This window comes from Zoogloea sp. JDB1 (genome assembly GCF_056724025.1).
Genome location: NZ_CM161496.1, coordinates 1729648 through 1753488, shown reverse-complemented (window position 1 = coordinate 1753488; position 23841 = coordinate 1729648). Strand labels below are relative to the sequence as shown.

Below are 23841 nucleotides of genomic sequence, written 5' to 3'. Positions count from 1 at the left end.
CCCGGCATGTTCGACTCCATCATCACTGCAGTCCTGCGCCAGCGCGCCTTCGTCATCATCGCCGCGCTGGCCCTGCTCATCTACGGCCTGTATTCCTTTAGCCAGATCTCCATCGAGGCCTTCCCTGACGTACAGGACGTGCAGGTCCAGGTCGTCACCCAGGCCATCGGCCAGGCACCGGAAGAGGTCGAGCGCACCGTCACGCTGCCGATCGAGCGCGAGATGAGCGGCGTGCCGGGCATGACCCAGCTGCGCTCGGTGTCGATCACCGGCCTGTCGGTGGTCACCCTCACCTTCAACGAGAAGACCGCCGACTACTTCGCCCGCCAGCAGGTGCTGGAGCGCCTGCAGACCGTCAATCTGCCGCCGGGCGTGCAGCCCACGCTGGCCCCGCTGACCACCGCCGTCGGCGAGATCTACCGCTATGTGCTGGACTCGCCGCCGGGCGCCTCCCAGGAAGAAGTCCGCGCCATCCAGGACTGGACCATCCGCCCGGCCCTGCGCATCGTACCGGGCATCGCCGACGTGGTGAGTTTCGGCGGCTCGATCCGCGAGGTGCAGGTACGCATCGAACCCGACCTGCTGCGCAAGTACGGCGTCAGCCTCGACGACGTCAGCAAAGCCCTGACGGGCGCCAGCGGCAACGGCAGCGGCGGCCTGCTGCGCCGCGGCGACGAAGCACTGGTGGTGCGTTCGCTGGGCCTCTTCAACAACCTCGACGACGTCCGCGATGTGGTCGTGGTGGCCCGCGACGGCAAACCGGTACGCATCAGCGACGTCGCCGAAGTGGTCGCCGGCGCGCGTCCGCGCTCGGGCATCGTCGCCTTCAACGACCACGACGACGTCATCGAAGGCATCGTTCAGATGACCAAGGGCGGCAACGCCGCCAAGGTCGTCGAAGCCTTGCGCGCCAAGGTGGACGAAGTCAACGCGCGCCTGCCGGAAGGCTACAAAGTCCGCCCGATCTACCAGCGCACCGAGCTGATCGGCCACACCGTCTCCACCGTCGGCGAGAACCTGCTGGTCGGCGCAGTGCTGGTCACCGCGATCCTGCTGATCTTCCTGCGCAACCTGCGGGCGGCCGTCATCGTCGCGGCGGTCATCCCGCTGTCCCTGCTGTTCGCCTTTATTTTGATGCACGCGCTGGGCGTGTCGGCCAACCTCATTTCCCTCGGTGCGGTGGACTTCGGCGTCATCATCGACAGCGCGGTGGTGATGGTGGAAGCCCTGATGGTGCGCCTGGCCTTCGATGCCCGTACCGAGCACCACGGCATCACCTCGCCGGTCGGCCGGCGCATCCACGCCCTCAAGCAGACCTGCATCGAGCTGGGTTCGCCGATCTTGTTCTCCAAGGCCATCATCATCGTCGCCTTCCTGCCTATCTTCACCTTCCAACGCGTCGAAGGGCGCATCTTCACGCCGGTGGCGCTGACCCTGTCCTTCGCGCTGCTCGGTGGCCTGATCCTGACCCTGTCGCTAGTGCCGACGCTGCTGTCCTTCGCCCTCAACAAGGACATGGCCGAGAAGGAAAGCGCCTGGCTGCACAAGCTGCAGCACAGCTACCGTGATCTGCTGGTGCGCCTGCAATCCCACCGGGCAGTGACCATCGGCCTGTCCGGCATCTCGCTGGTCGTCGCACTGGCGCTGGCGCCGCTGCTCGGCTCCGAATTCCTGCCCAAGCTCGACGAAGGCAACATCTGGCTGACGGTTACCCTGCCCCAGTCCTCCTCGCTGACCAACACCAAGGAGATCGAGCGCAAGGTCCGGAATATCCTGCTGAGCTACCCGGAGGTGAAGGCGGTGATCACCCAGGTCGGCCGCCCCGACGACGGCACCGACCCGAAGGGCCCCAACAACCTGGAAATTCTCGCCGACCTCAAGCCCCACGGCGAATGGCGCTTCGCCAGCAAGGACTCGATGGTGGACAGCATGGCCGCCAAGTTGGCGACCATTCCCGGCCTGCCGTCCAACTTCTCGCAGGTCATCGAGGACAACGTGGAGGAATCCCTATCCGGAGCCAAGGGCGAACTGGCGGTCAAGGTCTTCGGCCCCAACCTGCAGGTGCTGGAAGCCAAGGGCCAGGAAATCGCCACGGTCCTCAACCACATCCAGGGTTCCGCCGACGTGGCGGCCCTGCCGGTCGGCGGCCAGAGCGAGGTGGACATCCGCCTGCAGCGCGAAGCCCTGGCCCGCTACGGCATCCTGGTGAACGATGTGAATGCGATGATCCAGACCGCCCTCGGCGGCACCGCGGTCAACGTGTACTACGACGGCGAACGGCGCTACGACGTAACGCTGCGCTTCGGCCCGCAATACCGCGACCAGGTGGACGACATCGCCCATCTTCCCGTGGCCCTGCCCGACGGCAAGGGCAGCGTCCCCCTCGGCGATCTTGCCGACATCGAGCTGCGCCAGGGCGCCTCGCGCATCCAGCGCGAAGCCGGCAGCCGTAACGTGATCGTCAAGGCCAACCTGCGCGGCCGCGACCAGGGCAGCTTCGTCGCCGAAGCCCAGCAGAAGGTCGCCGCCGAAGTCTCCCTCCCGGCCGGCTACTCCGTCACCTGGGGCGGTCAGTTCGAGAACCAGCAGCGCGCCATGGCGCGCCTGAAAGTCATCGTGCCGATCACCCTCGGGGCGATCTTCTCGCTGCTGTTCTGGGCCTTCAAAGACATCCGCCCGGCCCTGCTGGTGCTGGCGATGGTGCCCTTCACGCTGATCGGCGGCTTCGCCGGGCTGGGCATTGCCGGCCTGCACCTGTCGGTGTCGGCGGCAGTGGGCTTCATCGCCGTAGCCGGCATCTCGGTACAGAACGGCGTGATCATGGTCGAACAGGTCATAGAGATCGCCCGCCGCGGCGCTACCCGCACCGAGGCCATCCTCGACGGCGCGATGCTGCGCCTGCGTCCGATCGTGATGACAGCCTTGATGGCCGGCCTCGGTCTGCTGCCGGCAGCCCTGTCCCACGGCATCGGCTCGGAAACCCAGCGCCCCTTCGCGGTCGTGATCGTCGGCGGCATCGTCAGCGCCACGATTTTCACGCTGTTGCTGCTGCCCGTGCTGTTGTCCTTCGGCGGCCCCAAGGACGGCGGCCAGAACGGCAACCAGAACGGCCACGAAGGCTGAGGCCCCCACTCAAACAGCCCGACCTTCACCGACAAACAGACCTACCATGCGCATCCTCATTGTCGAAGACGACCCCCTGCTGGCCGATGGCGTTGCACAACTACTGCGCGGTGCGGGCTTCACCACCGATTACGTGGGCACCGCCGAACTGGCGGAAGCCGCGCTTGCCGCCGAGAAGTTCGACCTGCTGGTGCTCGACATCGGCTTGCCCGGCATGGACGGGCTGGAGTTGCTGAGCCGCCTGCGGGCCCGCCACAATCCGATCCATGTGCTGATGCTGACCGCCCGCGACGCCCTCAACGAACGCGTGCGCGGCCTCAACCTGGGCGCCGACGACTACCTCACCAAGCCCTTCGCGGCTGTCGAACTGCTTGCCCGCATCAATGCGCTGGCCCGGCGCAGCCGTGGCCAGGGCAGCGCACGGCGCGAATTCGGCCCCCTCGCTCTCGACGAAGAAGCCCACCGGGCCTGGCTGAACAACCAGCCGCTGGAACTACCTCAGCGGGAATGGGCGATCCTTACCTTCCTGCTCGACAATCTGGAACGCGTCCTCAGCAAGGAGCGCATCGTCGCCGCCGTGTGCTCGTGGGATGAGGACATGAGCGAGAACGCCGTCGAGGTGTATGTCTCCCGCCTGCGCACCAAGCTCGAACCGGCGGGCATCCGTATCCGCACCGTGCGCGGGCTGGGCTACATGCTCGAAGACATGCCCCATGACGCGAAGCCTGCGTAAGGCACTGCTGCTCTGGCTGCTGCTGCCGGCCGGGCTTGCCGTCGTTACCTTTCTGCCGCTGGCCTACCACCTGATCCACCAGCCGGCCGTGGAAGCCTTCGACCAGGCCCTGGCCGATGCCGGCCTGGCCCTTGTACCCCACCTGGAGGTCATCGGCGGCGAACCCAACTTCGTCTTTCCGGCCGCCGCCGAGCAGGTGCTGCGTACCGACCGGGTGGACGAAGTCTACTTCCTGGTGCTCGGCCCCAATCAGCGCTTCATCGCCGGCGACATTGGCCTGCCCCACGCCGCGTCCGGCGATGATGACAGCAGCGAATCCGACGGCGAGGAGCGCATCAATTTCGACTCCCACTTCCGCGGCCACCCGATCCGCGTCAGCACGCTGCGCCGGACCATCGACGGCGAGTCCTTTCTCTTCGTCACTGCCGAAACCACCCACAAGCGCGACCAGTTGCGCGTGGACCTGACTTTCGCGCTGGTCCTGCCGCTGCTCTTCTTCGCCGGCGCCACCGGGCTCACCATCTGGTTTGGCATTCGCCACGCCCTGTTGCCGGTGGAGGACATCCGTGCCGCGCTCAAGCGCATGGGGCACCGCGCGCTGCAACCGCTGGACTCGGACTCCGCGCCGACCGAGATCCGCCCCCTCGTCGAAGAATTCAACCTCGTGCTAGACCGCCTGGACCAGGCCGCTGCCGCCCAGCAGCGCTTCGTTGCCAACGCCGCCCACCAACTGCGCACCCCGCTGGCCGGCGTCCGCACCCAGCTTGAACTGCTGCAGCGGGAAACCGATGCCGATGCGCGGGCCGCCCGTTGCAGCCAGTGCATCAGCGCCATCGAGCGCCTCGGCCACCTCGTCAACCAGATGCTTGTGCTGCTGTCGGCGGAACCCAGCGGCCGGCACGCCGACCTGGCAGCCCCCATCGACGTACCGGAGCTGATCCGCGAACGCAGCCCGGAGTGGATCCGCCTCGCCGAGACCCACCGCATCGACCTGGGTTTCGAGCTGCAGCCGGCCTGCGTCAGGGGGGACAGCCTGCTGCTCGGCGAAGCCATCGCCAACCTCGTGATCAACGCCGTCCATTACACGCCCGCCGACGGGGAAGTGACGATCCGCTGCCGGCAACAGGACCACGATGTCTTCATTGAGGTCGAAGACAACGGCCCCGGCATCCCGCTGGCGGCCCGCGAGAGCATCTTCGAGCGCTTCTTCCGCCTGCCGGGCACCGGCGGTCAGGGCAGCGGCCTGGGCCTGGCCATCGTGCGCGAGATAGCCCGCGGCTTTGGCGGCGAAGTCCACGCCCTCAATCCCACCGGAGAACGAGGCGCCCGCCTGCAGGTACGCCTGCCGGGCAGCCAGCCCGCCGCCTGAGCCCTCAACAGGCCCCCCGCGGCACGGAGAAATCTGCCCTCGCCGCCGATCGGCCCACTGCCACACCAGCAGCATTTTCATTGCCATGCAAAACGGGCATTGAAAGATAGCGTCCTTACCCGTACCGTATGCGCCGAATACGCACAGCACGGCTTGCGCCCTTGCGTACCCCTTACCGCTACAGGATGGAGACCCCCAGCATGGCCATGGATGTCGTCGATTACGAAATTTTCGGGAACGAAATGCAGTACGTCGAGGTGGAGCTCGACCCGGGCGAGGCCGCCGTTGGCGAAGCCGGCGTGATGATGTACATGCAGGACGGCATCCAGATGGACACCATCTTCGGTGACGGCTCGGCCCAGCAGAGTGGCCTGTTCGGCAAGCTGCTCGGCGCCGGCAAGCGCCTGCTGACCGGCGAGAGCCTGTTCACCACCATTTATCACAACGAAGGCAGCGGCAAGCGCCGGGTCGCCTTCGCCGCCCCCTACCCGGGCAAGATCGTGCCGGTGGACCTGTCCACGGTCGGTGGCACGCTGATCTGCCAGAAGGACTCCTTCCTTGCCGCCGCCAAAGGCGTGTCCCTCGGCATCGCCTTCCAGAAGAAGATCGGCGTCGGCCTGTTCGGCGGCGAAGGCTTCATCATGCAAAAGCTGGACGGCGACGGCATGGCCTTCATCCATGCCGGCGGCACTCTGCTCGAAAAGACCCTCGCCCCCGGCGAAACCCTGCGCGTGGACACCGGCTGCGTGGTGGCCTTTCAGCCCAGCGTCGATTTCGACATTCAGTACGCCGGCAAGATCAAGACCGCCCTGTTCGGAGGAGAAGGCCTCTTCTTCGCCACCCTCACCGGCCCCGGCAAAGTATGGCTGCAGTCCCTGCCCCTGTCGCGCATGGCCGACCGCATCGTGATGGCCTCCCGCGTCGTAGCCGGTGGCGGCGGCAAGGAAAGCACCTCGCTGCTCGGCGGCATCGGCCTCGGCTCCCTGCTCGGCGACGACGATTGAACGCCGCCCGGCCGTCCGCAGGCAGCCTCTGCCCTCCCGTGGGGAGGATGTCGCGTAGCGGCAGGAGAGTGTTCCCGTGAGTGAGGCGCCAATTTCTGCCCGCTACTACCCAGCCGGCGGCGATGCCCATGGTCACCCGGCGCTACTGTACTGGGAGGGCGGGCACCTACTCGTCGCCCCCGAGGATTCCGAGCCGCTGCGCATACGCGCCGCTGCGCTACGGGCCGAGGCACGGGGCTTCAACCACAGCCAGTGGGCGATCGCCTGGCCCGGCGAGGGCGGCGATCACCTGCTGATCGTCGCCGACGCGGCCATCGCACCGCTGCGTGCCGCCGCGCCGACCCTGTTCGCCAGCGGCACGCACGCCCAGCGCAAGACCCACCGGCGCTTCGGCCTCGGCGTGACAGCGCTGATCCTGCTGCCGCTGCTGCTCATCGCCGGCATCTTCCTGGCTGTCGAGCCGCTGGCTGACCGGGTCGTCGAACACATCCCGCCGTCCATCGAGAATCAGATCGGCGAAGCGGTGCTGGCCCGCACCCGCCTCGACAGCAAACTGATCGAACAGGGGCCGGCAGTCGATGCGCTGCAGCTCATCGGCAAGCGCCTGGCCCGCCCTGGCGAAAACCTGCGCTTCTACCTGGCCGAACGCCCGGACATCAACGCCTTCGCCGCACCCGGTGGCGTGGTGGTGGTGTATTCGGGACTGATGAAGCAGGCCAGCTCGGCGGAGGACGTGGCCGGCGTGCTGGCTCATGAGATCGCCCACGTGGAGCTGCGCCACAGCCTGCGCCAGATCGTCCGCTCGGCTGGTCTGCGGGTCATCGTGTCCGCCCTCTTCGGCGACTACGGGGCCCTCGGCGGCTGGGGGGCGCATCTCGGCGAACTGAAGTTCTCGCGGGACGCGGAACGGGAAGCCGACGCCCGCGGCCTGCAACGCCTGGCTGAAGCCCGCATCGACCCGCAGGGCATGCTGCGTTTCTTCGAGACACTGGCACGCACCGAAAACAGCGCCGCCTCGGCGGTGCCGACCATCTTCTCCACCCACCCGGCCACCGCCGAACGCATCGAGCGCCTGCGCGAGGCGCTGGCCAGCCACCCGGCCGGCACGAGCCAGCCCATCCCGGTAGATTGGCAAAGCATCCGCCGGGCTTTGCCCGACACCCGACCATGAGCATTTTTGACGAAGCCAGGATCGACGGCTACGCGCACATTTTCGACCCGCTGCATTACCCCTACCGGGAAGACAGCTTCTACAAGCCCGCCGGGCAGGAACTCGGCACGCCGGCCCAGCTCCGGCGACGACCGGGACAACCCACACAGCCTGTTCGGCTGCAAATAGGCAAGTCCGCTAACATAGTCAGCTCATTCCATAGGGGTCATCGCCAAAGCATGAGCACGCAAGAAAAACATCCCGTCGTCTTCGGTACCGAAGACCTGCTGTTGAGCCTCTGCAACTCGGTCACCAAGGTTCTCAGCGTGGCCACCCAGAGCCAGATCCGCTATTCGGGCATGGTCCAGCGCATCACCAAAACCTGCCTGAAGCCGGATATCGGCTGTTTCGTGCTGTTCGACGGCGGCTTCTCCGGCCTGGTGGTCATCAACTTCTCGGCCCAGTCGGCGATGGAGTTGTACGAGAGCTACATGCTCAACATGGGCATGGCGAAGGAAGACCTGGCCAGCACCTATACCTCCGACGACGTCAGCAACGTGATGGGCGAGCTGATGAACCAGATCGTCGGCGACTTCACCGGCCAGATCGGGCGTGAGCTGCAGACCCACATCACGCAGAACCAGCCGAAGATGCTGGTCCTCAACAAGCAGGTGGTCCTCAGCGTGGATACCCACCTGGACCAGCCCGAAACCCGCCGGGTGACCTTCTACACCGGTCGCAACAACATCTTCTACCTGGAACTGGCGATCGACCGCACGGAGTTCATCAAGCTCTACGACTTCGAGCCCCAGGACGCCCCCGATCCGGACGCGCTGATCGACGCCGCCGACGGAGCGCCGACGGCAGCAACTCCGGCCCCTGCCAACGGCGGAGGCGACGACCACGACGACCTGCTCAAGTCCCTGGGCTTCTGAGCCGGATTTTCAGGCGGGCAGGTCGGCGCGGGTATCCACGTCGCGCAGGCAGCCCGCGTCGTCGGTTTCGATGGCGAGCAGTTCCGCCTTATGGGCAACAAGGATGGCTCGCGCGCCCTCGTCGCCGACCAGGCCCAGCAGCTCATCCCGCCAGCGCGCCGCGAAACCGACTGGGTGGCCGCGCCGCCCAGCGCAAACGGGCGCCACCAGCGCCGCACCTCCTCTGATGGCAGCGACGACCCGGCGCAGCGTGTCAGGTTGCACGAAAGGCATGTCGGCCAGCGCGACCACCCAACCCGCCGCGTCCATGCTGGCCGCCACGGCCGCCGCCAGGCTGTGGCCCATGCCGTCCACGGCCGCCGCGCAAAAGACCGTCTCCAGCCCTGCCGTCTGCAGCAGCCCGGCCAGTTCGCGCTGCTCCGGGCGCAGCACCGCGATCACCCGCGGACAGGCTTCGCGCAGCTGGCGCGCCGCCGCCACGGCGATCGGCATACCGTCGGGCAGCGGATGCAGCAGCTTGTCGCCACCGAAACGCCGCCCCTGCCCGGCCGCCAGCAGCAGCCCGACGATCTCGCCGGCCACCGCTAACGCACGCCGCAGCCGGCGCTGACGACAGTGCTCGTTTCGGCCCGCGGCACCACCACCCCGTTCTTCACGGCAGTCATCTCGGCCAGGATGGACACCGCGATCTCCGGCGGCGTGCGGCTGCCGATGTAGACGCCGATCGGCCCATGCAGGCGTCCCACCTCGCCTTCCGACAGATCGAAATACTTGAGCAAACGCTCCTTGCGCGCAGCGTTGTTCACCCGCGAGCCCAGCGCGCCGACGTAGAAGGCCGGTGACTTGAGGGCCTCCAGCAGGGCCATGTCGTCCAGCTTGGGGTCGTGGGTCAGCGCGACGATGGCAGTGTGAGGATCAGGCCCCATCGCCAGCACCGCGTCGTCGGGCATGCCGGCCACCAGCGGCGCGCCGGGCACGTCCCATTCGACAGAGTATTCCTCGCGCGGATCGCAGACGCTCACCGCGTAGTCAAGCGCCTGGGCCATCGGCGCCAGGTAGCGGGCGATCTGCCCGGCACCGATGATCAGCAGGCGCCAGTGGGGGCCGTGGATCGTACCCAACCGGCGGCCGTCCCACAGCAGGGCTTCGCCGCGGCAGGCATCCAGGATGCGCACCGCGCCGCTGTCCAGCTCGATCTCCCGGCGCACCAACTGGCCGGCCTCGATGCGCGCGGCCAATTCGGCAAGCTGGGCCGCATCCGGCGCCGGCTCGACGACCAGCTCCAGCGTTCCGCCACAGGGCAAACCGAAGCGGTTGGCCTCTTCCCGCGTCACACCGTAGCGCAGCACGAAGGGCTGGCTGCCGGCAATGCGCCCGTCCAGCATGCGGGCGATCATGTCGTCCTCGATGCAGCCGCCGGACACCGAGCCCTGCACCCGGCCGTCGTCCCGCAGGGCCATCCAGGCCCCAGCGGGGCGGGGCGCCGAGCCCCAGGTCTGGGCGACGGTGACGAGGGCAGCCCGATGCCCTTCCTCGCGCCAACGACGCAACGCTGCGAGGACCTGCAGATCCTGGCTGTCCATTGATGCAAACCTCCTCATGATCCGCCACGGATCCCCGTCGCGGCGATGTCATTCACCTTCGCTCCACAGGCCCGAAAGTGCCGGGCGCGGCCTCCCGCCGGGAGGCCGGCCACACGCTCAAGCCTTCAGCTCATCAGAGCGGAAAGGCAGACGGGTCAGCCACTTGCCAGTGGCAGCAGCGATCGCGTTGGCCACCGACGGCGCCACCGGCGGCACGGCGGGCTCACCAATGCCGGTCGGCTTCTCGGCGGACGGCACGATGTACACCTCGGTCTTGGGCATCTCGTTGATGCGGATCGGCGCGTACTCGCCGAAGTTGCCCTGCTCGACGACGCCATCCTTGAGCGTGATCTCGCCGTGCAGCGCCGCCGACAGCGCGAAGCCCACCGAGCCTTCGACCTGGGCGCGGATCACGTCCGGGTTGATCGCCACACCGCAATCCACCGCGGTGACGACGCGATCCACGCGCACGCTGCCGTCGGCCTGCACCGTCACCTCGGCCACCTGGGCCACGTAGGAGTGGAAGGACTCATGCACCGCGACGCCACGACCACGACGCTCGCCTGGCTTTCCCTTGGCCAGCGGCGTGCCCCAGCCGGCCTTCTCGGCGGCCAGGCGCAGCACGCCGGCATGGCGGGGATGCTTGTCGAGCAGCTTGAGGCGCAGGGCCACCGGGTCCTGCTTCGATTCGGCCGCCAACCGGTCGATGAAGGTCTCAGTGGAATAGGCAGTGTGCGTCGAGCCGACCGAACGCCACCACAGGATGGGCACCGTGATGTCGCTGGGCGTGTGCAGTTCCACCTGCAGGTTGGGAATGCCGTAGGGCAGCGACGCCGCGCCTTCCACCGACAGGCCGTCGACCCCGTCCTTGATCATGAAGCCTTCGAAGGGCGAGCCCTTGGCGATGGACTGGCCGACCAAGCGATGGCGCCAGGCGCGAATCGAGCCGTCGGCATTCAGCGCGGCCTCCATCGCATGGTGGAACTGGGGCCGATAGTAGCCGCCCTTCATGTCGTCCTCGCGCAGCCACACCATCTTGACCGGCGCGCGGGTACCCGCCGCCTTGACGATGGAAGCGGCCTCCTTGACGTAGTCGGAGTCCTTGCAGGCACGCCGGCCGAAGCTGCCGCCGGCGTACAGCATGTGGATGTTCACCTTCTCCGGCGGCAGGCCGAACATGGCGGCAAGGTTGCCCTGGTCCACGGTCTGGAACTGCTCGCCGTTCCACACTTCGAGGCTGTCGCCGGTGAATTGCACGACGCAGTTCATCGGCTCCATCGCGGCATGGGCGAGGTAGGGGAAGTCGTAGCTGGCCTTGACGACCTTGGCGGCACCGGCCAGAGCTGCGTCTCCGTCGCCGTCCTTGCGGGCGATCAGGCCGGGGGTCTGGGCCAGTTCATGGTAGCGGGCGAAGATCTCCTCGCTGCCGAGCTTGAAGGCGGCGCTGTCGTCCCATTCGACGGCGAGTGCATCGCGGCCCTTCTTGGCGCTCCAGGTGTCCTTGGCGAGCACCGCGACGCCGTTGGGAATCGCCACCACATCGACGACGCCCTTGATCGCCTTGCTCTTGCTGGCGTCGAAGGATTTGACCTTGCCGCCGAAGCGCGGCGGGTGGGCAACCACGGCCACCAGCATGCCCGGCAGGTGCACATCCTGGGTGAATTGGGCGCTGCCGTTGGTCTTGGCGAAGCTGTCCTTGCGCGGCGCGTGCTTGCCGACGAGGCGGAAATCCTTGGGGTCCTTGAGGGGCACGGTGGCCGGCACGGCCTCGGTGGCGGCGGCTTCGGCCAGTTCGCCGAAGGTCGCCTTGCGCTTGCTGGCCGCGTGGGACACAACACCGTCACGCACGCTGATCTCGGCGGCCGGCACGTTCCAGCGCTTGGCGGCGGCTGCGACGAGCATCGCACGCGCCACGGCGCCGGTCTGGCGCAACTGCTCCCAGGAATTGGCCATCGCGGTGCTGCCGCCGGTGCCCTGCATCGGGCCGAAGGCCAGGTTGTTGTAGCGCTTGGCGTCGGCCGGGGCGCCATCGACACGCACCTGCGACCAGGCGGCGTCGAGCTCCTCGGCGACGATGGTCGCCAGGCCGGTGTAGGTGCCCTGCCCCATTTCCAGGTGCTTGGAGATCACCGTCACCGAGTTGTCAGCGCCGATGCTCAGGAAAGGCGTGGGTTCGAACGCCGCGGCAGAACCGGCGGCAGCCGTCCTGGCGCCCTTGGCGGCGAAGGCCGGCAGCGCCAGGCCGAGGGTCAGGCCAGCGGAACCTTGCAGGAAGTGGCGACGGGAGAGGTTGTGAATGGCTTGGGTCATGTCGTCTCTCCTCAGGCCAGCGCCTTGGCGGCTTCGTGGATGGCCGCGCGGATGCGCACATAGGTGCCGCAGCGGCACAGGTTGCCGGCCATCGCTGCGTCGATGTCGGCGTCGGTGGGGTTCTTCTTGGTCTTCAGCAGGCCCACGGCGCTCATGATCTGGCCGGACTGGCAGTAGCCGCACTGCACCACGTCGAGCTTGCGCCAAGCATCCTGCACGGCCTTGCCGACGCGGGAGTTGTCGACGGCCTCGATGGTGGTGATCTTCTTGCCCGCCACGCTGGACACCGGCGTAATGCAGGAGCGGGTCGGCTGGCCATCCACATGCACGGTACAGGCACCGCACAGGCCGGCCCCGCAGCCGAACTTGGTGCCGGTGAGGAGGAGCGAGTCGCGCAGGGTCCACAACAGCGGGGTATCGGGGTCGACGTCGGCGCGCTGAGGCTTGCCGTTCACATTCAGCTGGATCATGGTCTATCTCCGTGGGGTTGCCGGATTGTTCTGTGTTCGGGGGGCGAACGGATTCGCCTACAGGCTTCGATGGACATGCCGGGAGCGGATAAATTCGCCTGGCGGTCGGCGGAAACCCTTCCACCATGAGCGGAAATGTAGCCGAAGCCCATCCACAAGGCATTGCAAGATCCTGTGAGATTCTTGCCCAATCATCCAGAATAGTGTCTCATCCGCTGCGTCCCGAAGGAGAAGACGACACCCTCGGCATCCTGGGCAGGAGGATCAAACCATGACCGAATCAGGTATTTCCACTCAGCCGGCCCCATTTGCGCTCGACGCGTCGCGCCTTGAGCTGGCCGCACTGATTGAACGATATTGCACCGCTGACGGCCCCAATCCGACGCCGATCGACGGCCTCAGCCTGTTCCGCGCATCGAGCACCAGCACACCGATCTGTGCCGTCTATCGCTCGGTGCTGGCCGTCGCAGCCCAGGGCTCCAAGCGCCTGAGCCTTGCCGACGAGGCTTTCCAGTACGACAGCCAGCACTACCTGATCACGTCGGTGGATCTGCCGGTGATCGGCCAGATCACCGAGGCCTCGCCGGAACGCCCCTACCTGTGCGCGGTGTTCGACATGGACCCACGCAAGATCGCCGAACTGGCCGGCTCCATGCAGTTGGCACCACTGCCGCCGGGGGCCGGCGCGCTCGGCCTCGGCGTCAGTCCGCTCACGACACCGGTGATGGACGCCTTCCTGCGTCTGGTGCACCTGCTCGACACACCGGACGACATCCCGGTGCTGGCCCCGCTGCGCGAACAGGAACTGCTCTACCGCCTGCTCACCGGCGCCCAGGGCCAGCGCCTGCGCAGCATCGCTGCCACCGACAGCCAGGGCCACCGCACCGCCCGCGCCATCGACTGGATCAAGGGCAACTTCGACCAGCCTTTATCCATCGACGCGCTGGCCGATGCGGTCAACATGAGCAAGTCTTCCCTGCATCACCACTTCAAGGCGCTGACGGCGATGAGCCCGCTGCAGTACCAGAAGCAGATCCGCCTGCAGGAAGCCCGCAAGATGATGCTCACCGAAGCCATCGACGCCGCCACCGTGGCGCGCCGGGTCGGCTACGAAAGCCCATCCCAGTTCAGCCGCGAATACCGCCGCCTGTTCGGCGCCCCGCCCCTGCGGGACATCGCGCGGATGCGCTGAACATCGCCGGGCAGGTCAGCCCTGCACCTTGAACACGCCATCGTCGTAGGCCTCGCAATAGACCTTCCAGTCCTTGCGCAACCGGTCACTGCATTCGTCGGCGGCGCCCAGCAAAGCCTTGCGCCACTTGCCGGCACCGAAGTCGATGAGCGCGTCGGCGATCGCCGAACCGCTACGCCCGCTACTGCGCAGTTGGGCGCTGGCGACGATGGCGCCCATCGTCCCGATGACACCGCGGATCGCCTCGAAGCCGGTGTGGGACGCCTCCAGCGTCACCCGGTCCTCGGTCGGCTGCAGGCCGCGCAGGATGTAGGAGCGCTTGCCCATTCTGACCGGCTGCAGGAAAGCCATCGACACCGCCTGCATGCGCCGTTGCACGGTGACGACCCGCTCCGCCTCGGACTTCCAGGCCGGCTGCGGCGTCTGCAAATAGGGCACCAACGACGAGGGTAATGCCTCCTTCAGGTCGAGCAGGTAGTTGCCGTCCGGTGAGCCCTTGCCACGGACCAGGATCACGAAGCGATCCACTCCCAGGCTGCCGTTGCCGGCAATCCGTCTGGCCACATCGAGTACTTCGTAGAAGCCCGGATCGGCCTGGGATTCGGCCAGTTCGCCAATCAGCTTGGTGACCTTGGCGCGCTGCTTGTCAGTGACCGGCAAGGCCTTGCCATTGTCCAGGCGCAGCTGGCGATGCTTGCCCTCGAGCACCGTCCGCCCATCCAGGAAGGCCGGCCGCAGCCGCCCGCGCAGGCCGTCGAGGAGATGGCGGATCAGGCCGCTGGAAGTGTCGCGCTCGACCCAGCCGGCCTTGCCGGCGACCAGCGTGGCCCGGTAGGCATCGAGGAATCCGTCGCACAGCTCGGCGGCCTGTTTCTTCTTCACCTCCATCGACGCGGCGCCGATCTGCACGCTGGCCAGACAGCGCACCAGGTCCCAGCTGGCCGGTGCCAGCGCGGCTTCGTCAAAATCGTTGAGGTCGAAGTAGACCAGCCGGTTGTCGCCCTTGTAGCTGCCGAAGTTCTGCAGGTGCAGGTCGCCGCAGCTCCAGACCGGCGGCGCGGTGGCAAACAGCGGCTCATCCGGCAGGCGCTGGTAGAACAGGTGGCAGGTGCCGCGCAGGAAAACGAAGGCACTCTCCCGCATGTTGCGGTACTTCAGGACCAGGCGGTCCGGGTCCCGGCCTGCGTTGAAGCCCAGGATCTGTTCAACGACGTCGCTCATATCCCATCCCTTATGTTCATCGAGCCATGCCAAGCATACGCCCGCGGAGCCTAGTGGCGATGCCCGTCGTCCGGCAGATCGCGGGGCCTACGCTGCGGCGGCGGCGACTTCTCCATCAGTTTCATGCGGGCGATGCGCACCTCGCAGTCGCCGGGTATCGTCGCGCACAAGCTGGTGTCGTCGATGCGCAGCTTCTTCTGCGTGACACGGAAACGCTGCAGGAAGGTCCAGGCGGAGTCCTGCGCACCCAGCATGCCGAGCCGCGCGGAATTGAGGGCGCCGACGAAGCCGAAATACTCGATGCCAAGGCGCCGCGGCCCAACCTTCTTCTCCTCGGCGAGAAGGCCCTGCAAGCACGACTCGAAGGCGAAGGTGTCATGGTGGATCAGCCGGTAGCAGCGCCCTTGGGCATCCAGCGCAGCCTCGGCGATCCGGCCCGGCAATGCCGGATCGGGGGCACCGGCGATGGCGGCCGGCAGGCTCAGTACCAGCAGGAAGGCAAGCAGATGTCTCAACATGGGATCAGTCCCCCAAAACAAGCCGGGGCGACAGCGCCGCCCCGGTCGAAAAGGCCGGCACGTGGCCGGCTCCGCAAGATCCTTGTTATTAGTTCAGACGGGTAATGCGCGGCGCCGGCGGTGCCAGGTTCAGGTTCTTCTTCATGTAGCCGACGAAGGCGTCGATGTCGATGACCCCACTGTTGGTGACGTTGGTGCCGCTGGTGGTGACCACCGAGAAGTTGTCGCCCGGTCCGGGGGCCATGAAGCTGTTGAGCGTGACCCGGTAGGTCTTGCTCATGTCCATCGCCACACCGTTGAGCTTGAGGGAACCGGCCACCACCCGGTTACCGCTGCCGACAGCGGCGCCGGCCGGCTGGGAGGCGTCCCAGGTGTAGCTGAATGTGCTGCTCGGCTGGAGCATCCGGCCGCAACCGTTGGCGCCGGTCTTGGCGGAGCAGTTGGGGGCTTCCCACTGCTGTTCGAGCAGGCGGACGATCTGCGCGCCGGTGAGATCCACGGTGGCCAGCGTGTTGCCGAAGGGCGCCACGGTGAGCAGGTCGCCGTAGGTCACCGCGCCGCCGTTCTTGTAGATCAGGTCGGCGCGCACGCCGCCCGGGTTGATGAAGGCGATGTCGGCCTGCGGCCCGCCAGACAGGTACACGTCGGCCATCACGTCGCCCATCGGGCCTTCGGCGGTTTCGTCGCGAGTCGGCGTGGAGCTGTTGGCAAGCAGGGCCCGCTTGATGTCGGCGGTGATCGAGCCAACCACCAGGTTCTTCAGCGTGGCGGCGAGATTCACGTAGGACTGCACCGCAGCATCGATGGTGGTGTCCTTGGCAAGGATTGAGTAACCCGTCGGCGCCGTGGTGTTGAGATCGTTGATGACCGGCACGGTGTTGGCCGTCAGACCGGTGACGCCCGTACCCGGCACAATGGTCATGTTGATGTCGGTGACCGCGCTGCCGTAGAAGCCGGTGGAAGTCAGCAGCTTGCCGTTGCGCTTGCAGACGTATTCCTGGTGCGTGTGACCGCTGACCACCACGTCCACGTCCTTGCCGAGGGCATCGACGATGGGCAGGATGTCGCCGGACAGGTTCGGGCAGCTCTGGTCGTTGAGGGTCGAGGCCGTCGTCTGGCCGCCCTGGTGGATCAGCACCACCACCGCATCGACGCCGTCCTTCTTGAGTTGCGCGGCGTAGCTGTTGATGGTGGTCGCCTCGTCGAGGAAATTCAGGCCGGCTACGCCGGTGGAGGTCACCACCGCCGGCGTCCCCTTCAGGGTCAGGCCGATGAAACCCACCGATGCCTTGCCGAACTTCTTCACGTAGGTAGCCGGGAACAATGTCTTGCCGCTGGCGGTATCCACCACGTTGGCCGACAGCCACTTGTAGCTGGCGCCCGGGAATACGCCGCCGTTGATGCAGGTGTCCTTGCCGACGGTGCCGCCGACGTAGCAGCCGCCGTTCTGCAGGCGCAGCAGCTCGCCCTTGCCATGGTCGAACTCGTGGTTGCCGACCGAGGTCACTTCGAGGCCGATCTGGTTGAGGATGTCTACGGTGGCTTCGTCGTGGGTCAGCGTGGACGTGACCGGCGAGGCGCCGACCATGTCACCGGCGCCGACGACGATGTTGTTGGCGTTGCTGGCCCTGAGCTGCTTGATCAACGTGGCCAAGTAGGCGGCGCCGCCGGTGCGCACGGTAGTTCCGGCGGCGTTGGCCGGGTCCTTCAGCACGACGGAACCGCCATTGTTGGCGGCCGGCACTTCGATGTTGCCGTGGAAGTCGTTCATAGCGATCACCTTGACGGTAACCGGATCGGGCGGATTGCTGGAGCCGGAGCTGCCGCCACAGGCGGTCAGGGCCAGCACGGAAGATGCCGCCAGCCAGGCGGCAATCTTGTTGACAGGGAATTGCATCAAGCGTCCTCGGAAGGTCAGGGATCAGCCCGCAACCTTGCCGAAGGAATATGACCTGCCGATGAAGAAACCTATTCCGGGTTCAGATGAACCAGTTCACGGCCTCCAGGCCGACTCGGCACAGGAAGGCGATCCCCAGCGCCAGAGCCACCGACAGGCCGATGGAGAACAGCGCATCACGCCGCCCGATGGTCTTCAGCATCACTGCGAAGGTGGACACGCAGGGCACGTAGAAGGTCAGGAACACCAGAAAGGTGGCGATCTGCACCCAGTCGAGCAGCGGCGCAATGTCCTGGGTTCCGAGGGCCTGGTAGACCATCAGCAACGACAGCTCCTTGCGCAGCACACCGAACAGGATGGGCACGCCGAGGGCCACCGGCAGACCTAGCCACCAGTGGGTGACCGGCAGCAACAGCGTGTTGATCACCGCGTCGGCGCCGAAGTGGGCCAGCAGCGCCAGCACCACGCTGCCCAGCACCAGCAGCGGCGTGACGATGGTCAGGATGTCACTGGTACGTTCCCAGGTGATGGACAGCAGGCGCCGCCATTGGGGCAAGGCATAGGGAGGAATGGCCTGAATCAGGCCGGGGCTGGCCTGCACATAGCGGCGGGTCAGCAGCTTGCCCGCGACTGCGATGATCAGCATCGTCAGCAGGAAGATGCCCAGCACGCCTTCCCAGCCCAGGTACTTGCCGCCGATGGCAAGCACGATGGCCGAGCGTGCAGAACATGGTACGAAGGTGATCAACAGCGACGCGACGATGCGCTCCCTCCCCGACGAAGAGGCTGCCACCGCCGACAGCGCCGGCACATTGCAGCCCAGGCCGAGCAGGAAGGGTACGGCTACGCCTCCATGCAGCCCGATGTGGTGGAAGCCTCGGTCCACCACGAAGGCAACCCGGTGCATGATGCCGGACTCTTCCAGGCTCACCAGCAGCAGCACCAGCGGCAGCATGTAAGGAACGACGATGCCGACCAGGCCGACCAGCCCATCGGCGACGGCCCGGCCGACCACGCCGAGGGTGGTATCCGGCTCCCACTCGCCAACCCACGCCGCAAGCGGCGCCGAAGTCAGCGCATCGAGCGTCGTACTGACCTCGAAGACCATGAACAGCACCAGCGCGAACACCGTCAGCGTGCCGATGAAACCCCACTGAGGGTGCAGGAAGACCCGGTCCAGCGCGCGCTTCCAGCCGGCCTTCTCTGCGGCATGGCCGAGGCGGGTGACCTGCTCGTGCAGGGCCGCGGCGCGGTAGTGGCGGTCGGCGAACAATTCCTCTGCCAGCGGACGCGGCAGGTGGCGCGCCGCTTCGGCGCGCGCATCCTGGATGGCCGGCAGCAGCGCCGGGAACAGGCGCGCCATCTCGGCGGTGAAATAGGTGTTGTCCTTGGCGAGTTGCGTCAGCAGCAGCGAGCGCGGCACAGGGAAGGCGGCTTCCACTTCCGGCCGGTCAAGGATCGCATTGAGGCCGGCCAGCGCCTTGACCAGATGGGCGCCAGGCAATTGAGGCAAGGGGCAGGTCTTGCTGCGCACCGCATTGAGTGCCGTCTCGAACAGCGCCGGAATGCCCTTACCCATATGCGCGACAGTGGGCACGACGGGCACGCCGAGTTCTGCCGAGAGGGCTTCCACATTGACGTAGATGCTGCGCTCGCGGGCCTCGTCGAGGCGGTTGAGGGCGATCACCAGCGGCTTGCCGAGCTGACACAGCTCCTGGGCGAGGGCCAGATTGGGCTCCAGCGCGGTGGCATCCACCACCTGGATCAGCACGTCGGGAGCCTTGAAGCCACCGCGGCCGGGCTCGCCGCGCAACAGGGCCATCAGCAGCAGGCGGTCGGCGTCGTCGAGATCATGGAGGGTACGCAGCGACGGCAGGTCCACCAGCGCGGCCTGCTCCAGGCCGACATTGACCTGGCAGGCGTCGAAACCGAGGGTGCCGCCGTCGAGCTTGCCGGATTCGACGGCGGTGCTGGAAGCGGCCTGGAAGATCGTGCTCTTGCCGGTGTGGGCCAGCCCGACCAGCGCGATCTGCGGCCGGCGCGCACCGCGCAGCAGCGTGGTGGGCAGCGCAATGGTGGCAACAGCGGGGGCGGCGGCATTCATGCGCGGCTCCCGCCGACAACGGAGAACCGGGCCGGCCCCGCCGGATTGCGCTGCTGTCCAGGAATACGAATCATCGGGAACCGCCGAATGCAGATCAGTTGCGACGATTATAGGTACAAATAAGAATTGTTCGCAAATGAATTCCCCGTTGTGCCGGCAACGGGGTTCGCGTCAGGCCAGGGCTCAGACGCGCAGGCCGGCGCGGGTCATCATCAACAGGGCCTGGGCCCGGCTGGTCACGCCGAGGGAGCGCAGGATCGCCGACACGTGCACCTTCACGGTGCCTTCCGACAAACCGAGGAACTCGGCGATGTCCCGATTGGACTTGCCCTGGGCTACCAGCTCCAGCACCCGGCCCTGCGCCGCAGTGAGCTGGAAGCGTTCGGCGAAGGCCTGACTGGCGCGCCGGTTGCGGTTGCCATCATTGCCGCCGATGGCCGAATCGGGCGTGAACACACCGCCGGCCAGGATGGTCCGCACCGCCTCGATCAGCGTATTGCTGGGGCTGGCCTTGGAAACGAAGCCCGACGCACCAGCCTTCATCGCCCGCTGCACCGACTCCCGGTCGTCAAGGGCCGACACCACCAGCGCCGGCACGTCGGGAAAGCGCTTGGCGATCACCCCCAGCAGCGAGAAGCCGTTGATCTCCGGCAGCATCAGGTCCACTACCAGCAGGTCGCAGTTCGGATCGCCCTCCAGCAGGGCCAACGCATCGGTGGCGTTGCTGGCCTGCTCGCAGTGCACGCCTTCCCCAACCTGGGCCAGGGTCAGCGCCATTGCCTCCCGCACCAGCACATGGTCCTCGATAATCAGTATGCGCGTCTGCATCATTACAAACCGTTAAATTGAACGCTTGTCTAAAATCGAGACCAGTTTAGCCTACCCAGCACTCGGTAAAACGGAGAAAATCCGGTCCCCGGGCCGAAACGGCACGATGACCATGCCGATCCCCCAGCATTTTACCCGCCACGCCGCGGCCTTCTTGTCACCTTCAACCATACTACCCGTTTCGGGCAGAACCCCGGCCGCAGGCAGCGCGAGCGCGTACGATCTCCCCACCATGCCGTCCGTCGCCCCATTGCCCCTGGCCTGGGCTGACACACCCGGCGCGGTGACGATCTCCAACCGGCAGGGGATCATGGCCTCCAGCCCCCCCGACAGCAATGAACTGCTCCGCTTTGCGTCCGGACTTCGGCGCGGCGCGGATGTCAGCAGCAGCTGGCGCCACGCCATTCAGCCAACTATCATATGACGGAAGCGCAGTCCCGGCGGCTGACCGCCAACCGTTCATACCGGAGTCCGATGGCGTCCGAGCACAAATCCAGCATGATCTTCGTGAGCTCCGCCCCCCCCGCCCACAACTGGCGCGCCTCCCCCCGCAGGTCCGAGTTCTGATCTCCAATGGGGCGCCTGCGACTCTTCCTCCTCGCCCTGTGTGCGGCCCTGCTGGCTGGGGCCGCCCCTGTGCGCGCGGCCCAGGTGGCCCTGGTCCTGTCCGAGGAGGGCGGCGCCTTCGCCGAAGCTGCCGAAGCCGTGTCTTCCGAACTGCGCAGCGCCGGCCACCGCATCCAGAGCATCGCGACGCCCCTGCGTGCCGAGGACGGCGCAGTCCTCAACGCCAGCGCGCTGATCGTTACCTTCGGCACCCGGGCCGCCCAGATCATTGCCGGGCTCGCGCCACGCAGCCTGCTGCTGCACACCCTGCTGCCCCGCAGCGCCTATGAACGCCTGCCCCAGCGCGCCGAAGACGGGCGGCGCACGTCGGCGGTCTTCATCGACCAGCCCGCCAACCGACAGATCGAACTGCTGCGCCTCGCGCTGCCCGACTGGTCGCGGGTGGCACTGATCGTCGGCCGCGAAAGCAGCGAGCTCGGCGCCCGTCTGCAGGCCAATGCCCGCGAACGGCGCCTGCGCCCGGTACTGGAGCAGGTCGGTGACGAAAACGATCTCTACCCGACACTGCAGCGCGTACTGGCCGAACCCACGATCCTGCTCGCAATCCCCGACGCCGCGCTGTACAACAACCGCACGATCTCCAACATCCTGCTCACCGCCTACCACCACCGCTCGCCGGTCGTCGGATTCTCGCCTGCCTACGTCAAGGCAGGCGCTCTGCTGGCCCTGTACAGCACCCCGGCGCAGATCGGCCAGCAGGCCGGCGAGATGGCCCGCCACGGCCTCGCCAGTGGCAGCCTGCCGGCGGCCACGGCCCCGCGCTACTTCCACGTCGGCACCAACCCCTACGTGGCGCGCTCCCTCGGCATCAACCTCGAGGACGCCAACACCCTGCGCGAACGCCTCGAGCGCTGGGAGAACGCCCAGTGATCCGTCCGGAAGACTGGGACATCCGCCCGCGAGCGATCCTGATCGCGATGCTGCCGACGGTGGTGATGGCGTCCGTGCTGATCGCCTATTTCACCACCACCCGCCTGTCCGACCTCGAAGAAGCCCACGTCCAGCGCGGCAAGGCCCTCGCCCGACAACTCGCCGCCGCCAGCGAATACGGCATCTTCTCGGGTAACCAGGAGAACCTGCGCAAGCTCGCCAACTCCATCCTGCAGGAGAAGGACGTAGTCCGCGTAGCGGTTTTCAGCCCCTTGCAGGAAGTGCTGGCTGACAGCAACAAACCGCTCCAGACGCCGGCTGCAGTGAATCTGGTCCCCCACGAGAACAACGCGCCGCTGCGCTTCCGCGAGCCGGTGGCCGGCCCGGGCGTCAGTCTCGACGACCCCTTCCTGGACAGCACCACCGCCTCGGCCGCCATGCAGGAAACCCGCCACGGCGAAGTCCTTGTCGAAATGAGCCGCGAGTCCCTGCGTGCCGAAGAAAGCCGCCTGCTGCGCAACGCCTTCCTGATGGTGGTGACGGTCCTGCTGGCCAGCGTCGCACTGGCCATGCGCATGAGCCGCGGCATCTCCGGCCCCATCCTGCGCGTCGCCAGCGCGGTCGCCAGCTTCGGCCAGGGCAATTTCTCGGCGCGGGTACCGGTGGAAGGCGGCAAGACCCTCAGCACCCTGGCCGCCGGCGTCAACGAAATGGCCGACCGGCTCGGCGCGTCGCAGGAAGACCTGCAACGCCAGATCGACGCCGCCACTGCGGAACTGAAGGAAAAGAAGGAAGAGGCCGAACAGGGCAACCGCGCCAAGACACGCTTTCTCGCCGCCGCCAGCCACGATCTGCGCCAGCCGATGCACGCGCTGGGCCTGTTCGTCGCCGAGTTGGGCCAGAAGCCCCACGCCCCCGACACCCGTCGCCTCGTCGAGCAGATCGCCGTCTCCGCCGAGACCATGGAGAACCTGCTAGACAGCCTGCTCGACATCTCCCGCCTCGACGCCGGCGTGCTGGACCGGCAGATCAAGCCCTTCCCGCTGCAGCCACTGTTCGAGCGCATCGATGTGGATTACCGGCGCGAGGCCGAAGTGCGCAAGCAGCGCCTGCGCCTGCGCCCCACGCCCCTATGGGTCGAGAGCGATCCGCTGTTGCTCGAGCGCATCCTGCACAACCTGATCAGCAACGCACTGCGCTACGCCCCCCGTGGCACCATCCTGCTGGCGGCCCGCCGACGCGGCCAGCGGGTACGCATCGAGGTCCGCGACAACGGCCCCGGCATTGCGCCGGAAGCCCAGGAAGCCATCTTCCAGGAGTTCGTCCAGCTGGATAACCCCGAGCGCAACCGGGCCAAGGGCCTCGGCCTCGGCCTGGCAATCGTCCGCCGCCTGACCAGCCTGCTGCAGCACCCGCTGGCGCTGCACTCGGTCCCTGGCAGAGGTGCTCTGTTCTCGATCGAGCTTCCGCTCGCGGCCCCGGTGACCGCATCCGATCGCCATGCACCGCCCGCCACCCATTCGTTCCAGGGGCTCCACGTGGCGCTGGTGGACGATGACGAACTGGCCCTTGCCGGAACCATCGGCCTGCTGGAATCCTGGGGCTGCCGGGTCAGCGCAGCCACCGGCCCCGATGCACTGCTTGCCACGCTGGACCGGCAACACGCACCGGACGTGCTCGTCTGCGACTACCGCAGCGGTGGCGAGCGGATCGGCCCGGACATCGCCACCCACCTGCGCCAGCACCTCGGCCGCCCCATCCCGGCCATCCTGCTCAGCGGCGACACCTCGCCGGACGTCGCTGGCGCAGCCCAGCAGGCCGGCATCCCGCTACTTCACAAACCGGTACGCCCAGCCAAGCTGCGCGCTCTGCTGCAGCGCAAGACCCAAGCCTGATGCAGCGCCACG

At 67.0% G+C, this 23841-nt stretch carries 18 protein-coding genes; 9 read left to right on the top strand and 9 right to left on the bottom strand.

The window, feature by feature from the left end:
- Positions 1 to 6: 6 nt before the first annotated feature.
- The 6 genes from AC1PPK_RS07755 to AC1PPK_RS07730 all read left to right on the top strand — a co-directional run bounded on the left by AC1PPK_RS07755 (position 7) and on the right by AC1PPK_RS07730 (position 8314).
- Positions 7 to 3123, top strand: a complete 3117-nt coding sequence (locus AC1PPK_RS07755; RefSeq protein WP_481117263.1) for an efflux RND transporter permease subunit — start codon at positions 7 to 9, stop codon at positions 3121 to 3123.
- Between the two features lie 46 nt (positions 3124 to 3169).
- Positions 3170 to 3856 (top strand): response regulator, encoded by a 687-nt coding sequence (locus AC1PPK_RS07750; RefSeq protein WP_481117262.1) that lies wholly within the window; start codon positions 3170 to 3172, stop codon positions 3854 to 3856.
- Positions 3837 to 5225 carry a sensor histidine kinase gene (locus AC1PPK_RS07745; RefSeq protein WP_481117261.1) on the top strand — a complete coding sequence of 463 codons (1389 nt, stop codon included), beginning with the start codon at positions 3837 to 3839 and terminating at the stop codon, positions 5223 to 5225. The genes AC1PPK_RS07750 and AC1PPK_RS07745 overlap by 20 nt, the downstream gene beginning before the upstream one ends.
- Positions 5226 to 5425: 200 nt before the next feature.
- The gene (locus AC1PPK_RS07740; protein ID WP_481117260.1) at positions 5426 to 6229 is read left to right on the top strand and encodes a TIGR00266 family protein; all 804 of its coding nucleotides are present in this window, start codon (positions 5426 to 5428) and stop codon (positions 6227 to 6229) included.
- A 76-nt stretch (positions 6230 to 6305) separates the two neighbouring features.
- The gene (locus tag AC1PPK_RS07735) at positions 6306 to 7400 is read left to right on the top strand and encodes a M48 family metallopeptidase (protein WP_481117259.1); all 1095 of its coding nucleotides are present in this window, start codon (positions 6306 to 6308) and stop codon (positions 7398 to 7400) included.
- Positions 7401 to 7618: 218 nt separating this feature from the next.
- The gene (locus tag AC1PPK_RS07730; protein WP_481117258.1) at positions 7619 to 8314 is read left to right on the top strand and encodes a DUF3334 family protein; all 696 of its coding nucleotides are present in this window, start codon (positions 7619 to 7621) and stop codon (positions 8312 to 8314) included.
- Between the two features lie 9 nt (positions 8315 to 8323).
- Here AC1PPK_RS07730 and AC1PPK_RS07725 read toward each other — a convergent pair whose 3' ends face one another.
- The 4 genes from AC1PPK_RS07725 to AC1PPK_RS07710 all read right to left on the bottom strand — a co-directional run bounded on the left by AC1PPK_RS07725 (position 8324) and on the right by AC1PPK_RS07710 (position 12677).
- Positions 8324 to 8896 carry a nucleotidyltransferase family protein gene (locus AC1PPK_RS07725; protein ID WP_481117257.1) on the bottom strand — a complete coding sequence of 191 codons (573 nt, stop codon included), beginning with the start codon at positions 8894 to 8896 and terminating at the stop codon, positions 8324 to 8326.
- A gap of 2 nt (positions 8897 to 8898) precedes the next feature.
- Positions 8899 to 9897: an XdhC family protein gene (locus tag AC1PPK_RS07720; RefSeq protein ID WP_481117256.1), complete on the bottom strand. Its 999-nt coding sequence runs from the start codon at positions 9895 to 9897 to the stop codon at positions 8899 to 8901.
- Positions 9898 to 10014: 117 nt separating this feature from the next.
- Positions 10015 to 12207, bottom strand: a complete 2193-nt coding sequence (locus AC1PPK_RS07715) for a xanthine dehydrogenase family protein molybdopterin-binding subunit (RefSeq protein WP_481117255.1) — start codon at positions 12205 to 12207, stop codon at positions 10015 to 10017.
- An 11-nt stretch (positions 12208 to 12218) separates the two neighbouring features.
- Positions 12219 to 12677, bottom strand: a complete 459-nt coding sequence (locus tag AC1PPK_RS07710; protein WP_481117254.1) for a (2Fe-2S)-binding protein — start codon at positions 12675 to 12677, stop codon at positions 12219 to 12221.
- A 271-nt stretch (positions 12678 to 12948) separates the two neighbouring features.
- On the opposite strand from AC1PPK_RS07710, the gene AC1PPK_RS07705 reads away from it, so the two are divergent.
- Positions 12949 to 13869, top strand: coding sequence for an AraC family transcriptional regulator (locus AC1PPK_RS07705; RefSeq protein WP_481117253.1), 921 nt, complete (start codon positions 12949 to 12951; stop codon positions 13867 to 13869).
- Positions 13870 to 13884: 15 nt separating this feature from the next.
- On the opposite strand, the gene AC1PPK_RS07700 is transcribed toward AC1PPK_RS07705, so the two are convergent.
- The 5 genes from AC1PPK_RS07700 to AC1PPK_RS07680 form a co-directional block, all read right to left on the bottom strand.
- The gene (locus AC1PPK_RS07700; RefSeq protein WP_481117252.1) at positions 13885 to 15090 is read right to left on the bottom strand and encodes a DUF2252 domain-containing protein; all 1206 of its coding nucleotides are present in this window, start codon (positions 15088 to 15090) and stop codon (positions 13885 to 13887) included.
- A gap of 50 nt (positions 15091 to 15140) precedes the next feature.
- Positions 15141 to 15608, bottom strand: a complete 468-nt coding sequence (locus tag AC1PPK_RS07695) for a hypothetical protein (RefSeq protein ID WP_481117251.1) — start codon at positions 15606 to 15608, stop codon at positions 15141 to 15143.
- Between the two features lie 88 nt (positions 15609 to 15696).
- Positions 15697 to 17505 carry a bifunctional metallophosphatase/5'-nucleotidase gene (locus tag AC1PPK_RS07690; protein ID WP_481117250.1) on the bottom strand — a complete coding sequence of 603 codons (1809 nt, stop codon included), beginning with the start codon at positions 17503 to 17505 and terminating at the stop codon, positions 15697 to 15699.
- Positions 17506 to 17587: 82 nt separating this feature from the next.
- Complete coding sequence (locus AC1PPK_RS07685) at positions 17588 to 19609, bottom strand: FeoB small GTPase domain-containing protein (RefSeq protein WP_481117249.1); 2022 nt, start codon at positions 19607 to 19609, stop codon at positions 17588 to 17590.
- A gap of 183 nt (positions 19610 to 19792) precedes the next feature.
- A complete protein-coding gene (locus tag AC1PPK_RS07680; protein ID WP_481117248.1) occupies positions 19793 to 20440 on the bottom strand; it encodes a response regulator transcription factor in 648 nt (215 codons plus the stop codon).
- 570 nt (positions 20441 to 21010) lie between these two features.
- Between AC1PPK_RS07680 and AC1PPK_RS07675 the strand changes: the two genes are divergently transcribed.
- Positions 21011 to 21934 (top strand): ABC transporter substrate-binding protein, encoded by a 924-nt coding sequence (locus AC1PPK_RS07675; protein WP_481117247.1) that lies wholly within the window; start codon positions 21011 to 21013, stop codon positions 21932 to 21934.
- Positions 21931 to 23829, top strand: coding sequence for a hybrid sensor histidine kinase/response regulator (locus AC1PPK_RS07670; RefSeq protein WP_481117246.1), 1899 nt, complete (start codon positions 21931 to 21933; stop codon positions 23827 to 23829). Before AC1PPK_RS07675 ends, AC1PPK_RS07670 begins: the two co-directional genes overlap by 4 nt.
- Positions 23830 to 23841: the final 12 nt, after the last annotated feature.

Coding starts and splice junctions, on each gene's coding strand:
- AC1PPK_RS07755 (WP_481117263.1), top strand. CDS start 7: ATGTTCGACTCCATCATCACTGCAGTCCTGCGCCAGCGCGCCTTCGTC.
- AC1PPK_RS07750 (WP_481117262.1), top strand. CDS start 3,170: ATGCGCATCCTCATTGTCGAAGACGACCCCCTGCTGGCCGATGGCGTT.
- AC1PPK_RS07745 (WP_481117261.1), top strand. CDS start 3,837: ATGACGCGAAGCCTGCGTAAGGCACTGCTGCTCTGGCTGCTGCTGCCG.
- AC1PPK_RS07740 (WP_481117260.1), top strand. CDS start 5,426: ATGGCCATGGATGTCGTCGATTACGAAATTTTCGGGAACGAAATGCAG.
- AC1PPK_RS07730 (WP_481117258.1), top strand. CDS start 7,619: ATGAGCACGCAAGAAAAACATCCCGTCGTCTTCGGTACCGAAGACCTG.
- AC1PPK_RS07720 (WP_481117256.1), bottom strand. CDS start 9,897: ATGGACAGCCAGGATCTGCAGGTCCTCGCAGCGTTGCGTCGTTGGCGC.
- AC1PPK_RS07715 (WP_481117255.1), bottom strand. CDS start 12,207: ATGACCCAAGCCATTCACAACCTCTCCCGTCGCCACTTCCTGCAAGGT.
- AC1PPK_RS07710 (WP_481117254.1), bottom strand. CDS start 12,677: ATGATCCAGCTGAATGTGAACGGCAAGCCTCAGCGCGCCGACGTCGAC.
- AC1PPK_RS07705 (WP_481117253.1), top strand. CDS start 12,949: ATGACCGAATCAGGTATTTCCACTCAGCCGGCCCCATTTGCGCTCGAC.
- AC1PPK_RS07700 (WP_481117252.1), bottom strand. CDS start 15,090: ATGAGCGACGTCGTTGAACAGATCCTGGGCTTCAACGCAGGCCGGGAC.
- AC1PPK_RS07695 (WP_481117251.1), bottom strand. CDS start 15,608: ATGTTGAGACATCTGCTTGCCTTCCTGCTGGTACTGAGCCTGCCGGCC.
- AC1PPK_RS07690 (WP_481117250.1), bottom strand. CDS start 17,505: ATGCAATTCCCTGTCAACAAGATTGCCGCCTGGCTGGCGGCATCTTCC.
- AC1PPK_RS07685 (WP_481117249.1), bottom strand. CDS start 19,609: ATGAATGCCGCCGCCCCCGCTGTTGCCACCATTGCGCTGCCCACCACG.
- AC1PPK_RS07680 (WP_481117248.1), bottom strand. CDS start 20,440: ATGATGCAGACGCGCATACTGATTATCGAGGACCATGTGCTGGTGCGG.
- AC1PPK_RS07675 (WP_481117247.1), top strand. CDS start 21,011: ATGGGGCGCCTGCGACTCTTCCTCCTCGCCCTGTGTGCGGCCCTGCTG.